The following is a 13,914-nucleotide window of genomic DNA, read 5'->3' on the forward strand; positions in this document are numbered from 1 at the left end:
GCACCCAGTCGCGCAGCGTCTGCCGGTCCATCCCGCACGACGAGGCCGCTTCGCTCCGCGACTTTCCCTCCAGCACCAACGCCAGCGCCAGCATCCGCCGCGCCGCATTGGCGTCGCGGCTCCGCGCCGCCCCACGCCGTAGCTGCGTCGCCGTAAGGTCGTTCCGCGTGATCGTGATCCCCGGCATCCCTGCCTCCCTCGAATCAAGAGACCTCAGAGAATCACGCCGACCACCCCTCGAAAACCCGAGTCACCCTCTCACGCCGTTGGTATCAGTCCAGCTGGACGCGGGCGTAGATCTCGGCCAGCGGAAGAGCGATCCCGAGTGCCGGCACCTCGACGCTCGCCGCGATGTCGCCGAGGACGACCGGGCCGGACGAGAAGCCGGTCGCGGTGCGGGTCCACACCCACAGCTTGATCTCGTCCGACGCCACCACGAGGTAGGTGCCGAGGCTCGGCAGCCGCAGGTACTCGGCCGCCTTGTCGCCGAGATCGATGCGCTCGGAGGAGGGCGACATCACCTCGGCGATCAGCACCGGCGCGGTCGCGGTTCGGTCGGTCATGGCGCCCCCGGCGGGGTCGACCACGATGTCGGGAAACCGGATGGTCGCCGGTCCGACATCCACGCCGAACTCCGGCAGCACGGCCCATGTGTCGAGATCGATCCGTGTATCCAGGGCCGTGGCCAGATTGAAGAGAATCTGCGAGTGCCCGCGCGGCCCGCCGGTCATCATCACGACACGTCCCCGCACCAGCTCGTAATTCTCCTCCTGGCGCTCGGCCCAGCCCAGGAAGGTCGCCTTGTCCATCGGCACGGGGGTCTGAACGGTCATCTCGTTCTCGTTCGCAGATCGAAGTCTACTGCGCCCCTCCGAAACGCAAAAGGCCCGGGCTGTCGCCCGGGCCTCGTGGATCGCAGCCGATGCGGCGGGATCAGAAGTCCATGCCGCCGCCCGAAGTCGGCTACAGCCGACTTCGGCCCTTGAAAGGAGGGCGGCGGTGCGATGGACTTTCTCAGAAATCCATGCCGCCGCCCGGCATGCCACCGCCCGGCATCGCTGGAGCGTTCTTCTTCGGCAGCTCGGCCACCATCGCCTCGGTGGTGATGAGCAGGCCGGCGATCGACGCGGCGTTCTGCAACGCGGCGCGGACCACCTTGGTCGGGTCGATGATGCCTTGCTGGACCATGTTGACGTACTTGCCGGTCTGGGCGTCGAAGCCGGCGGTGTACTCGGTCTTGTCGAGAATCTTGCCGACCACCACGGAGCCGTCCTCGCCCGCATTGAGGGCGATCTGGCGGGCCGGCCACGACAGCGCCTTGCGGACGATCTCGACGCCGTGCTTCTGGTCCTCGTTGGCGCCCTTGACCTGATCGATCGCCTTGGTGGCGCGCAGCAGGGCGACACCGCCGCCCGGCAGGATGCCTTCCTCGACGGCCGCCCGGGTCGCGTGCATGGCGTCGTCGACGCGGTCCTTGCGCTCCTTCACCTCGACCTCGGTGGCGCCGCCGACGCGGATCACCGCGACGCCGCCCGCGAGCTTTGCCAGACGCTCCTGGAGCTTCTCGCGGTCGTAGTCCGAGGTGGTCTCCTCGATCTGCGCCTTGATCTGGGCGACGCGGGCGTCGATGTCGGCCTTGGCGCCGGCACCGTCGACAATCGTGGTGTTCTCCTTCTCGATCGTCACCTTCTTGGCGCGGCCGAGCATCTGGAGCGTCACGCTGTCGAGCTTGATGCCGAGGTCCTCGGAGATCGCCTGGCCGCCGGTCAGGATGGCGATGTCCTGGAGCATCGCCTTGCGGCGATCACCGAAGCCGGGCGCCTTGACGGCCGCGACCTTGAGGCCGCCGCGCAGCTTGTTGACCACCAGGGTGGCCAGCGCCTCGCCCTCGACGTCCTCGGCGACGATCAGCAGCGGCTTGCCGGTCTGCACCACGGCCTCCAGCAGCGGCAGCAGCTCTTGCAGGCCCGACAGCTTCTTCTCGTAGATCAGGATGTAGGGATCTTCGAGCTCGACCCGCATCTTGTCGGCGTTGGTGATGAAGTAGGGCGAGATGTAGCCGCGGTCGAACTGCATGCCCTCGACGACGTCCAGCTCGGTCTCCAGGCTCTTCGCCTCCTCGACCGTGATGACGCCCTCGTTGCCGACCTTCTTCATCGCCTCGGCGAGATAGCGGCCGATCTCCGCGTCGCCGTTGGCCGAGATGGTGCCGACCTGGGCGATCTCGTCGTTCGAGGTGATCTTCTTGGAGTTCTTCTCCAGGTCCTTCACCACCGCCTCGACCGCGAGGTCGATGCCGCGCTTGAGGTCCATGGGGTTCATGCCGGCGGCCACCGCCTTGGCGCCCTCGCGCACGATCGCCTGGGCCAGCACGGTCGCCGTGGTGGTGCCGTCACCGGCGATGTCGGACGACTTCGAGGCCACCTCGCGCACCATCTGGGCGCCCATGTTCTCGAACTTGTCCTCCAGCTCGATCTCCTTGGCGACGGTGACGCCGTCCTTGGTGATGCGCGGCGCGCCGAAGCTCTTCTCCAGCACCACGTTGCGACCCTTGGGGCCGAGCGTGACCTTCACGGCGTTGGCCAGCACGTCGACGCCGCGCAGCATCTTGTCGCGCGCGTCCGACGAGAATTTCACGTCCTTGGCAGCCATTTGTCGTCAGCTCCTGAATGAAACCGTTGCGCTCTCCCGACCCGGCGAGACCACGGTGCCGATCCTCTCGATCCGGCAGTGGGTCCGTTCAGGCAGGCAGTGTTCCGAACGAGGGGAGGTCAGGCGGCCTTCTTCTTGGCCTCGGTGTCGGTGAGAACGCCCATGATGTCGCTCTCCTTCATGATCAGGTACTCGACGCCGTCGAGCTTCACCTCGGTGCCCGACCACTTTCCGAACAGCACCCGATCGCCGACCTTGACGTCGAGCGGGACCAGCTTGCCGGCCTCGTCGCGGCCGCCCGGGCCGACGGCGATGATCTCGCCCTGCTGCGGCTTCTCCTTGGCGGTATCCGGGATGATGATCCCGCCGGCGGTCTTCTCCTCCGCCTCGATACGCTTGACGACGACGCGGTCGTGAAGCGGACGGAACTTCATGCTGTCCTCCTAAGTTCTTGTCGCAGAGAGATGAAAGCGGGTTGCGCAACGGGCCGGACGAGCGGCGCCGGGCAGCCCGGTTGCGACATGGGAAAGATGCCGGAGCCGTTCAAGAGGGGTTTGGAAAAAATTTGGCACTCATGGCTGACGACTGCCAAGGGCGGCGATGCGGTGCAGCGGAAGCCCGGAAGCTTAGCGATAGCATTTCGCCATTGCGAAAAGTAAAGCGCTGATAGCACTCCCCGCATTGGGCTGCCATGCCTCGCCCATGAACAGTTTGTTTACCAAATGCGCTTGCAATGAATGCGAGTGCCGGGAAGGATTTCCGTTCCATCACGGATGGGGGACGACATGCCTTCAAAGGATTTCTTGAAGCAGCTCCATGGTTACGGTCTGACGACCGCGCACATCCTGTATCGGCGGCCCGATCATCCCTGGCTGCTTCAGACCTATCTCTGGCAGGAGTACGACCTCCATCCGCATTTCCCGGAGCTGACCCGGTTCCTCGACTTCTGGCAGGAGAAGCTGGAGGGGCCGCTGCACTCGGTCACGGTCGCCCATTCGCGGTTGATCAAGCCGGCCGAAATCCGGGCCGTCGACGGCGTGTTCCGGCTCAACTGAGAGACCGACGTGGTGCGGCCGCGTGTCTCGGCCGTCCCGTCACTGCGCCGGCGACGGTCGGGTCGTGCCGGCCCGCGGCCAAGCCGCCGCCGTCTCCTCGATGGCCGCCACGGCAGCCGCCACCACCGGCGTCTCGGCGATCGGACTGGTGACCAACAAGACGCTGCGGATGCCGTCCGGCCCGAGCCGGCGCACCGTCACGTCCCCCCAGCCGTGGGCGACGAGGAGCGGGATGATCGCGACTCCGCCATTGGCCCGGGCGAAGGCGATCAGCGCCGACAGGTTGCTCGACTCGAACGCCGCCCGCACCGCCACGCCCTCGTTCGCCGCCAGATCCTCCACCAGCGCCCGCAGCGCGAATTCGCGTGGCATCAGGGCGAGCGGTCGCCCGGCCAGCGCCGCGAGTCCGACCGGGTCGCCCTCCGGCACCGGGGCGCCGGCCCCGATCACGGCGACGAGATGCTCGTGCGCCAGGACGCGCGTACGCAGGCCGGTGCTGCGCCGGAGCTGGAAGGTCAGCCCCAGATCGGCGTCGCCGTCGCGCACCGCCGACGCGATGGCATCGGCCGCCATCTCGCGTGACACCAGCCGGATGTTGGGATGCCGCCGCATCAGGAGGGTGGCGGCGCCGACCACCAGGGATTCGTTGTAGGACTGGAGAGTGGCGACCCGCACCACGCCGGCGAGCTCGGCTGCGGCCGTGCGCCGCTGCACGCGGGCCATCATCGCTTCGAGCGCGCCGAGCACCGGCGTGATCTCCGCCAGCAGAGTCTCTCCCTCGGCAGTCAAGGCGATCCGCCGGCCGTCGCGCCGCAGCAGCGGGGCGCCGATCGCGTGCTCGAGCTGACGGATCTGGTGGGTCACGGCCGGCTGCGTGAGGTCGAGCCGCCGGGCGGCCCGGGTGACGTGGCCGGTCTGGGCCACAGCCAGGAAGGTCCGAAACTGACGCAGGGTGGGAGCCATAATCGATAAATATTCCTCATGATAAAGCCAAACAACATCGAATTTGTTCTCATGAATCGCGCGGCCCATTCTCGAAAGGACAAGAAGAGCCGGAGGAACACGCCGTGGCACGGATCATCACGACCGCCAGACAGCCCGCCGCTCGACGCGGCCTCGATCGCCGGACGCTGCTGCGGACACTGCTCGGCGCCGGTGGTGCGACATTCGCCGGCACGCTGATCGGCGACCTCGGTGGGGCGTCGTGGTCGCGCCCGGTGCAGGCCCAGACCGGCTTCCCGGCCAAGCCGATCACCATCGTGTGCCCGTATGCGGCCGGCGCCACCACCGACACCGTCTCGCGGATCGTCGCCCAGGGGCTGGCGGCCGAGCTGGGCGGTGTTGTCGTCGTGGAGAACCGGCCGGGCGCCGGTGGCAATATCGGCACCGCCGCCGCGGCGGGCGCCCCGCCGGACGGCCACACCCTGGTGCTCGGTGCCCTCGGGCCGTTCGCCGTCAACGGCGCGCTCTATGCGAGGCTCGGCTTCGATCCTGTGGCCGATTTCGCGCCGCTCGGGCTCGCCGCTTCGGTGCCGCTCGCCCTGGTGGTCAATCCCGCCTTGGGAACCAAGACGGTCGCGGAACTCGTGGCGATGATCCGCCAGCAGGGCAGCACCACCTTCGCGTCGGCCGGCACCGGCACGCCGATGCATCTGGCGGGCGAGTTGTTCAAGCGCGAAACCGGGCTGCCGCTGGTCCACGCCTCCTACCGGGGCTCGGCGCCGGCCATCAACGACGTCATCGGCGGCCATGTCCCGCTGATGTTCGATGCCCTCGTCAACATCCTCCCGCATGTGCGCGGTGGCACCCTGCGGGCGCTGGCGACCACGGCGGCCGTGCGCCCCTCGCAGCTCGACGACGTGCCGACCCTGAAGGAGGCTGGCTACGACGTGGTGGTCTCCGGCTGGTACGGCTTCCTGGTGCAGGCCAAGACCCCGGAGCCGATCCGCCGACGCCTGGAGGAGGCGCTGGCCCGTGTGGTGACGGGGGAGGAGGTGCGGCAAAAGCTGTACGACCTCGGGTCCGAGCCGGTCGAGACCGGCCCGCAGCCGTTCCGGATGCTCATCCGGTCCGAGAGCGCGCGGTGGCAGCCGCTGGTTCGTGCGCTCGGCCTGACGGCAGGATGAGACGGGACGGTCATGCCGCATATCGTCATCGCCCTGTCGCCCGGACTCTTCCGGCGGATCGCCTGGCCCCGGGTGCTGAGGGCGCTCCATGCCGCGCTGGCCGAGGCCGGCCTTGCCCGGATCGGCGACATCAAAAGCCGCGTGCTGGCCTGCGACTACGATCTGATCGGCGACGATCCCCTGGTCGAGCAGGTGATCGCCACGCTCCTCACCACCAATCCGCGGCCGGCCGAGGCCGAGCGCCAGATGGCGACCCGGGTGCTGTCGTGCCTGGAGCGGGCGGTGATCGAGATCGGTGACACCCGGGCGCAGTGCTGCGTCTTCTTCCACCATGTTCCCAAAGACCGCTATCTGCGCGTCGACATCGAGCCCGTGACGGCAGGGGCATCAGCCGCGGTCGCTCCAGCCGCGCCGGCCGAGCCGGTGACCTGATCGGCAGTTCTTCCAATTTCTGGAAATCCCGTTTTAGGCGAGGACTGTCCTCGCTCCGCGGCTCGGTTGCGTGCCCCGTCGCGACCGCGCACACTCGCGGCGCTGCGGCAAACACCAGGGCGGGGAGAGCGACATGCTGAAGGGTAAGGTGGCGGTGGTGACCGGCTCGACGAGCGGCATCGGGCTCGGGATCGCCCGGGCGCTGGCCGCGGAGGGCGCCGACATCATGCTGAACGGGTTCGGCGACCCGGCCGAGATCGAGGCGATCAGGACCGGCATCGCGGCCGAGTTCGGGGTGCGCACCGCCTACAACGGCGCCGACCTGTCGAAGCCGGCGGAGACCACGGGCCTGATCGAGGCGGCGACCGCCGAACTCGGCCGAGTCGACATCCTGGTTAACAATGCCGGCATCCAGTTCGTGGCGCCGGTCGAGGCGTTCCCGGACGACAAGTGGGAGCTGGTCGTCGCCATCAACCTGTCGGCCTGCTTCTATGCCACCAAGGCGGTGATCCCGCAGATGCGGGCGCGCAACTGGGGCCGCATCGTCAACATCGCGTCGGCCCACGGGCTCACCGCCTCGATCAACAAGGCGGCCTATGTGGCGGCCAAGCACGGGCTCGTCGGGCTGACCAAGGTGGTGGCGCTGGAGACCGCCGAGACCGGCATCACCTGCAACGCCATCTGCCCGGGCTGGGTGCTGACGCCGCTCGTCCAGAAGCAGATCGACGCGCTGGCCGAACGCAAGGGGATCGACGCCGACCAGGCCCGCCGCGAGCTGCTGTCGGAGCGCCAGCCCTCCAAGCAGTTCGTCACCCCGGCCCAGCTCGGGGCGCTCGCCGTGTTCATGTGCTCGGAGGCCGGCGCGGAGCTGCGCGGTGCCGCCGTCAACATGGACGGCGGCTGGTGCGCCCAGTAGGCGCCGGCGCCGTGCGTCACGCCAGCAGGCCGACCACGGCGCCGATCACGCAGGTCGACAGGGTGCCGGAGACCACCGACTTCAGCCCGAGCGCCACGATCTCGTCGCGGCGCTCGGGCGCCATTGCAGAAAGCCCGCCGATCATGATGCCGAGGCTGCCGAAATTGGCGAAGCCGCAGAGCGCGTAAGTGAGGATCAGGCGGGAGCGCGGAGCGAGCGCCTCGGGCGGCAGGCGGGCGAGCTCCACATAGGCGATCAGCTCGTTGAGCACGGTCTTGACGCCCATCAGGCCGCCGGCCGTCACCGCCTCGGCCCAGGGAATGCCCATCAGCCAGCACACCGGCGCCATGACGAGGCCGAGCCCGCGTTGCAGCGTCACCGGGGCGCCGGCGAGGTCGGGCAGCAGGCCGAGCGCCGCGTTGGCGAGATGCACCAGCGCCACCAGCACGATCAGCATGGCGACGATGTTCAGCAGCAGCTCCAGCCCGACCGTGGTGCCGCGCACGATGGCGTCCATGGTGCCGTCGGCGATCTTGGCCGGCGCGACCACCGGGGCGGCGGTGCCGCGGCCGGCCCGGTCCGGCACCATCAGGTGGCTGACCAGGATGGCGGCCGGGGCGCCCAGGATGGAGGCGACCACCAGGTGGCCGGCGACGTCCGGGATGGCCTCGCGCAGCAGCGTCGCGTAGAGCACAAACACGGTCCCGGCGATGCCCGCCATGCCGCCGGTCATCACCATGAACAGCTCGCCGCGGGTCAGCGCGGCGAGGTAGGGCCGGATGAACAGCGGCGCCTCCACCATGCCGACGAAGATGTTCGCCGCGGTCGACAGCCCGACGGCGCCGCCGATCCCGAGGGTGCGCTCCAGCATCACCGAGAAGGCCCGCACCACCGGCTGGAGCAGGCCCCAGTGGAACAGCAGCGTGGTCAGCGCGCTCACCACCAGCACGATGGGCAGCGCCTGAAAGGCCAGCACGAAGGTGCCGCCGGGCGTCGTCGGGTCGAAGGGCAGGGGGCCGCCGCCCAGATAGCCGAACACGAAACTCGTCCCGGCCCGGGTGGCGGCCGCGATGGCGTCCACCGCCGCGGCGGCGCCCGCGAAGGCCGTGGTGACGCCGGGCACCTCGAGGAGCAGCAGGGCGAGGCCGACCGTCAGGGCGAGCGCTCCCGCCACGGTGCGGGGCCGCACGGCGCCGCGGTCCTCGCTCATCGCCAGCGCCAGGCCGAGCAACACCAGGAGCCCGAGGGCCGATTGCAGACGGGACAGGGGATCGGCCATGGGACGGGGTCTCGGGCAGGAGGAACGGTGGGGTCGAGCGGATGGGCCGGTACCCCGAAGTGGTCCGACCCACCGTGTCCTGGTACCGCTTCACGGCCGGCGCGTCACCGCACTTGTCGACGGAGATCCGGGCGGCACGGAACCCGGTGCGGCGACGCCCAGGCGTGGTATGGTCACGGCATTGCAGCCAGCGAGAACCGCCATGGCCCGTATCCGCTTCGATTTCGGATTGCTCACCCTCGACGCCACATTGATCGACAGCCCCACCGCCGCGGCGGTGCTGGAGGCGCTGCCCATCACGGCCTCGGTGCTGACCTGGGGCGACGAGGTGTATTTCGAGGTTCCGGTACGGGCTCCGCGCGAGGACGATGCCCGCGCCATCGTGACGCCCGGCGAGATCGCCTACTGGCCCGAGGGACCCGCCATCGCCATCGGGTTCGGCCGCACCCCGATCAGCCAGGACGGCGAGATCCGCCTGGCAGCGCCCTGCAACCTGTTCGCCCGCGCCGACGGCGACGTCCAGGGGCTCGCCGTCGTCAAGCCCGGCACCCGCGTCCTCGTGAGACGGATCGACTGAGACCGCCCCCCGAGCGTGACCGTCGGCTCTCATCGTGTCCCACCGGCAGCGCCTTTCGCGGCCTCTGGGCAACCCGGCGTCAATCTTGAATCGATCGAGGTAGCCCCCCGGAGAGGAGCCGTTAACCGATCGGATGCACCGGCCGAGGCATGATGCCGTAGAGCCGCCGGGACTCCCTCGGCGTTCCACCATGGTCCGGACGGGGCTGGACGCACGCCATCATGCTCAGGCTCGGGGAGGATATCCGTATCCGGCTGCCGCAGCTCGCCGCGGCGGCCCGGCGCATGGTCGCGCGGCTGATGGGGCCGCACGGAATCACCTTGCTGGGCCTCGCCTGCGTGGCGGCCATCTGGGTGGTGGTGGTCTACGACATCGCCGAGGAGCGCCGCGCGGTCGAGCGCCATGCCCAGGAAACGACCCTCAACCTGGCGCGGGTCTTCGAGGAGAATATCGGCCGGCTGATCTCCGGTGTCGATCAGACGCTGCGTTTCGTTCGCGAAGTCTATGTTCGCGATCCTGCCGGCTTCGACGTCCGTCCGTGGGCGCGGGCCGGTGCCACCAACGAAATCGCCTTCCAGATCTCGGTGATCGATCGCACCGGGCGCCTGGTCACCAGCAATCTCGATCCGACCGGCACCTCGCGGGTCGATCTGCGCGATCGCGAGCACGTCCGGGTCCATCTGGAAGGCACCGAGGACATCCTGTTCATCAGCCGCCCGGTGGTCGGCCGGGTGAGCAATCAGTGGAGCATCAACATCTCCCGCCGCATCAGCGGGCCGGATGGCCGAATTCTCGGCGTTGCGGTCGTCTCCATCGATCCGGTCTATCTGACGCGGCTGTTCGACTCGATCGAGGTCGGCCGACGGGGGATGCTGTCGCTGGTCGGCACCGACGGCATCATTCGGATCTGGGTCGGCAGCGGCACCTCGACATTGGGGCGCGAGATCGGCGAAAGCGCGCTGTTCGGCAAGTTCATGGCCACGCCGACCGGAACCTCGCAGGGCCACAGCGTGATCGACGGGATCGAGCGGATCTTCAGCCACCGCAAGGTCCGGGACCTGCCGCTGATCGTCGTCGCCGGCCTCGCCACCTCCGAGGTCTACGCCGCGGCCGATCACAGCCGCCTGGTTTATCTGGCGGTGGCGGTGGTGCTCACGCTGGGCATGCTGATCGTCATCTCGATGATCTATCGCTATCAACGTGGCCTCGAGGAGGCCACGGTGGCGGCGGAGGCGGCGGTGCGCACCCGCTCGGACTTCATCGCCGTGATGAGCCACGAGATCCGGACGCCGCTCAACGGCGTCATCGGCATGGCCGGGCTGTTGCTCGACAGCGGCCTGTCGGGCGAACGGGCCCGCTACGCCGCGACGCTGCGCGAGTCGGCCGAGCATCTGCTGCACCTCGTCGACGACGTGCTCGACTTCTCCAAGCTCGACGCCGGTCGCCTGGAGCTGGAGGAGATCGTCTTCGATCTGCCGGCCTTGATCGAGGGGACGGCCCGGGCGGTGGCGCCGCGGGCCGCCGCCAAGGGTCTGGTGCTGGCCACCGTGCTGTCGCCCGACCTGCCGAGCCGGGTGCTCGGCGACCCCGGACGGGTCCGCCAGATCCTGCTCAACCTGCTCAACAACGGCATCAAGTTCACCGAGCGCGGCGGCGTCACGGTCGACGTCGGCGTGGTCGCGTCGCGGACCGTGCGGCGGGTCGGCATCGCCATCGACGTGGTCGACTCCGGCATCGGCATCGCGCCCGACGCCATGAGCCGCCTGTTCACCGAATTTCACCAGGCGGATTCGTCGGTGTCGCGCCGCTTCGGGGGCACCGGCCTCGGCCTGGCGATCTGCAAGCGGCTGGTGGACCGCATGCACGGCACCATCACGGTCGACAGCTCGGTCGGCAGCGGCAGCAGCTTCCGGGTGACCATCGATCTGGGGCTGCCCGAGGCCGACACCAGCCTGCTCGGCGGCGCCCTCGGCGGATCGCCGCGCGTCCTGGTGATCGACCGCAACCCGGTGTCCCGCTCGGCGCTGGTGCGGCAGCTCGTCCTGCTCGGCGCCGAGGCGAGCGCCGCCAACACGGCCGAGGTGGGGATCACGATGGCGTGGGACGCTGCCGTGGCGGCCCGTCCCTTCGCCCTGGTGGCCGTCGACGAGACGGCCACCACCGACGAGCTCGTCGCCGCGCTGCGCACGGAGCTGTGCATGACGGCGGCGACCCGCCTGGCGCTGCTGACCTCGACGCCGGGACAGGAACGTGCCGCGGGGGCGCTCGGCACCTTCGACATCGTGCTCGGCAAGCCGCTCACCTACGAGGTGCTACGGCGGACTCTCGGGGGTGCGCCGGCATCCGAAACCGTGTCGGGAGGTTTCCGCCAGGCCGCCGTTCCGCTCGGCGTCCTTCATCCGCTGCGCATCCTGGTCGCCGAGGACAATCCGACCAACCAGCTGGTCGCCCAGAAGCTGCTCGAAGGGCTGGGCTACGGGGTCGACCTGGTCGCCGACGGCGCCGCCGCGGTGGCGGCGGTGCGCGAGAAGCCGTACGACATCGTCTTCATGGATGTGATGATGCCGGTGATGGACGGCCTCAAGGCGACGCGGGCGATCCGGGCGCTGCCAACCGCACGCCGCATCCACATCGTCGCGCTGACCGCCAACGCCTTCCGGCACGACGCGGAGATCTGCCGGGCGGCCGGCATGGACGACTTCGTCGGCAAGCCGATCACCCGCGACAGGCTGGAAGCGGCGATCCGCCGTTATCTCGACCACGGCGGCGGTAGCGACGTGGCGGCCGCGGTGCCGGCAATGCCGGCATCGCCGGCACGGCCCGTCCTGGCGCCGCCCGGGCCGGACGCGCCTGCCGCGCCGCCGGCGCTCGATCCCGCCGTGTTCGCCGAGATCGCCTCCGAGATCGGCGAGGAGGGAGCCCGCCAGGTGCTGACCACCTTCCTGGCCGACTCGCCCGCTCGCATCGACCGCCTGCGCGAGGGGGTCGCGACCGGCCGTGCCCTGGTGGTGGAGCACGAGGCCCACACCCTGAAGGGCGCGGCGGGCACGCTCGGCCTGCTGCGTCTCGCCGATCTCGCGCGTCGTCTCGAGGAGGAGGCGCGGGCCGGGCGGACCGGGGATTTCGACGCCCTGGTGACGGCTCTGTCGGCGGCGCTCGACGAGCTGTCCGGCACCTTCGACCAGCGCGACGCCGCGGCGTGATCCGGACTGCGTGGCCGCTCAGCCGCGCCCGACGAACGGCATCTGGTTGGCCATCACGGTCATGAACAGCACATTGGCGTCGAGCGGCAGGCTCGCCATGTAGGCGACGGCGCGGCCCGCATGGGCGACGTCCATCCGGGCCTCCACGATGGTGTCGCCGGACGGCTGGAGCACCCCCTGACCGTAGGCCATCCGCTCGGTGAGCGGGGTCGCCGCATTGCCGATGTCGATCTGGCCGCAGCAGATGTCGAACTGCCGGCCGTCCAGGGCGATCTGCTTGGTCAGGCCCGAGATGGCATGCTTGGTGGCCGTGTAGGCGGCCGCCAGCGGCCGCGGCGTATGGGCCGAGATCGAGCCGTTGTTGATGATGCGGCCGCCCCGTGGGGTCTGCGCCTTCATGATGCGGATCGCCTCCTGGGCGCACAGGAACGGCCCGGTGAGGTTGGTGTCGACCACGGCCCGCCAGGTGGCCAGCGGCAGGTCTTCCAGCGGCACTGCCGCCGTCCCGATGCCGGCGTTGTTGAACAGGAGATCGAGGCGGCCGAAGCGCTCGCGCACCGTCGCGAACAGCGCGGCGATCGAGGCCGGATCGGCCACGTCGGTGGGCACCGGGAGGCTGCTGCCCCCGATGGCGGCGCCGAGCGCGGCGGTCTCGGCCAGCATCTCGGGCCGGCGGCCGGCCAGCACCACGGTGAACCCGGTCTCCATCAGGGCGAGCGCGGCGGCGCGGCCGATGCCGGTGCCGGCCCCGGTCACCACCGCCACCTTGGCGGGCGCGTCCGTTGCGGTGCCCGCCCGGTTCTGGTCGCTGTCGGTGCTCATCGACGTTCTCCGTGTCGCCGTCCCATCACGGAACGTCCCGGGGCTGGTTCGCCGTGCCGCGAACGGCAGTGCGGCGCGGAGTGTGCCGCGTCAGCCGTCCTGGCGGTAGGGTGGGCGCGGGATGCTGGTGTGAGCGGCGCGCAGCGCCATCGACCAGCGTTGTCGGAGATCCTGGAAATAGGGCTCGTCCGGCTCGATGCGGTGCGACAGCTCGGCGGCGCAGTCGTCGCGTCGCACCACCAGCACGTCGAGCGGCATGCCGACGCTGAGATTCGACCGCATGGTCGAGTCGAAGGAGATCAATCCCACCTTGAGGGCATCGTACAGATCGGTCTCGTGGCCGATCGCGCGATCGAGCACCGGCTTTCCATACTTGTGCTCGCCGATCTGGAGATAGGGCGTGTCGCGCGTGCACTCGATGAAGTTGCCGGCCGAGTACATCATGAACAGCCGCAGCCGGTCGCCCTTGATCTGGCCACCGAACAGGAACGACAGGTCGAACTTGACGTCGGCCGCCTGCAAGGCGGACCCCTCGGTGCGCGCCAGCAGCCGGATGGCGCGGCCGAGCCGTTGCGCAGCCTGAAACATGGTGGGGGCGTTGATCAGGGTCTCGCGCTCGCCGGTCTCCGGGTTCTCCAGCCCCTCGTTGAGCAGGCTCAGGACCGACTGAGTGAGCGCCAGGTTGCCGGCCGAGGCGACCGCCATGATGCGCTCGCCGGGCTTGGTGAAGACGTGCAGCTTGCGGAACACCGAGATGTTGTCCAGGCCCGCATTGGTGCGGGTATCGGCGATCATCACCAAGCCGTCGCGCACCAGTATTCCACAGCAATAGGTCATCTCGGCATGCCCCCA

Annotated in this window: 14 protein-coding genes; 6 read left to right on the forward strand and 8 right to left on the reverse strand. The window is 69.5% G+C overall.

The features are described 5' to 3' along the window. The 4 genes from ACFQUV_RS20105 to groES all read right to left on the reverse strand — a co-directional run. The coding region (locus tag ACFQUV_RS20105) for a helix-turn-helix domain-containing protein (RefSeq protein WP_378395563.1) at positions 1–187 on the reverse strand (187 nt) is incomplete at its 3' end. Between the two features lie 85 nt (positions 188–272). After that, positions 273–833, reverse strand: coding sequence for a Uma2 family endonuclease (locus ACFQUV_RS20110; RefSeq protein WP_129608209.1), 561 nt, complete (start codon positions 831–833; stop codon positions 273–275). Positions 834–1,014: 181 nt separating this feature from the next. Next, a complete protein-coding gene (groL, locus tag ACFQUV_RS20115) occupies positions 1,015–2,652 on the reverse strand; it encodes a chaperonin GroEL (protein ID WP_129608210.1) in 1,638 nt (545 codons plus the stop codon). A 119-nt stretch (positions 2,653–2,771) separates the two neighbouring features. After that, entirely contained in the window at positions 2,772–3,086 is a 315-nt protein-coding gene (gene groES / locus ACFQUV_RS20120) for a co-chaperone GroES (protein WP_111386229.1), read from the reverse strand. A gap of 351 nt (positions 3,087–3,437) precedes the next feature. On the opposite strand from groES, the gene ACFQUV_RS20125 reads away from it, so the two are divergent. Next, complete coding sequence (locus tag ACFQUV_RS20125) at positions 3,438–3,707, forward strand: usg protein (RefSeq protein ID WP_111386241.1); 270 nt, start codon at positions 3,438–3,440, stop codon at positions 3,705–3,707. A gap of 39 nt (positions 3,708–3,746) precedes the next feature. Here the strand turns inward: ACFQUV_RS20125 and ACFQUV_RS20130 are convergent, their stop codons facing one another. Then, positions 3,747–4,670: a LysR family transcriptional regulator gene (locus tag ACFQUV_RS20130; protein WP_165363811.1), complete on the reverse strand. Its 924-nt coding sequence runs from the start codon at positions 4,668–4,670 to the stop codon at positions 3,747–3,749. A gap of 104 nt (positions 4,671–4,774) precedes the next feature. Here ACFQUV_RS20130 and ACFQUV_RS20135 point away from each other — a divergent pair, with 104 nt between their 5' ends. The 3 genes from ACFQUV_RS20135 (at position 4,775) to ACFQUV_RS20145 (ending at position 7,181) form a co-directional block, all read left to right on the forward strand. Beyond that, positions 4,775–5,833 (forward strand): tripartite tricarboxylate transporter substrate binding protein, encoded by a 1,059-nt coding sequence (locus tag ACFQUV_RS20135; RefSeq protein ID WP_207211408.1) that lies wholly within the window; start codon positions 4,775–4,777, stop codon positions 5,831–5,833. Between the two features lie 12 nt (positions 5,834–5,845). Continuing rightward, positions 5,846–6,265 carry a 5-carboxymethyl-2-hydroxymuconate Delta-isomerase gene (locus tag ACFQUV_RS20140; RefSeq protein WP_129608212.1) on the forward strand — a complete coding sequence of 140 codons (420 nt, stop codon included), beginning with the start codon at positions 5,846–5,848 and terminating at the stop codon, positions 6,263–6,265. Between the two features lie 133 nt (positions 6,266–6,398). Beyond that, positions 6,399–7,181, forward strand: coding sequence for a 3-hydroxybutyrate dehydrogenase (locus tag ACFQUV_RS20145; protein ID WP_129608213.1), 783 nt, complete (start codon positions 6,399–6,401; stop codon positions 7,179–7,181). A 16-nt stretch (positions 7,182–7,197) separates the two neighbouring features. Here ACFQUV_RS20145 and ACFQUV_RS20150 read toward each other — a convergent pair whose 3' ends face one another. Next, the gene (locus ACFQUV_RS20150) at positions 7,198–8,448 is read right to left on the reverse strand and encodes a NupC/NupG family nucleoside CNT transporter (protein ID WP_129608249.1); all 1,251 of its coding nucleotides are present in this window, start codon (positions 8,446–8,448) and stop codon (positions 7,198–7,200) included. A 214-nt stretch (positions 8,449–8,662) separates the two neighbouring features. Between ACFQUV_RS20150 and ACFQUV_RS20155 the strand changes: the two genes are divergently transcribed. Together ACFQUV_RS20155 and ACFQUV_RS20160 are read left to right on the forward strand one after the other, a co-directional pair. After that, on the forward strand, positions 8,663–9,037 hold the full coding sequence (locus tag ACFQUV_RS20155; RefSeq protein WP_129608214.1) for a cyclophilin-like fold protein: 375 nt from the start codon (positions 8,663–8,665) through the stop codon (positions 9,035–9,037). Between the two features lie 221 nt (positions 9,038–9,258). Further along, on the forward strand, positions 9,259–12,240 hold the full coding sequence (locus tag ACFQUV_RS20160) for an ATP-binding protein (protein ID WP_129608215.1): 2,982 nt from the start codon (positions 9,259–9,261) through the stop codon (positions 12,238–12,240). A gap of 18 nt (positions 12,241–12,258) precedes the next feature. Here the strand turns inward: ACFQUV_RS20160 and ACFQUV_RS20165 are convergent, their stop codons facing one another. Further along, on the reverse strand, positions 12,259–13,062 hold the full coding sequence (locus ACFQUV_RS20165; RefSeq protein WP_129608216.1) for an SDR family oxidoreductase: 804 nt from the start codon (positions 13,060–13,062) through the stop codon (positions 12,259–12,261). Positions 13,063–13,152: 90 nt separating this feature from the next. Then, positions 13,153–13,899, reverse strand: coding sequence for a peptidase (locus ACFQUV_RS20170; RefSeq protein ID WP_111384398.1), 747 nt, complete (start codon positions 13,897–13,899; stop codon positions 13,153–13,155). Between the last annotated feature and the right edge of the window lie 15 nt (positions 13,900–13,914).

Source organism: Rhodoplanes sp. P11 (genome assembly GCF_964266735.1).
In the GTDB taxonomy this organism is placed as follows: domain Bacteria; phylum Pseudomonadota; class Alphaproteobacteria; order Rhizobiales; family Xanthobacteraceae; genus Rhodoplanes; species Rhodoplanes serenus.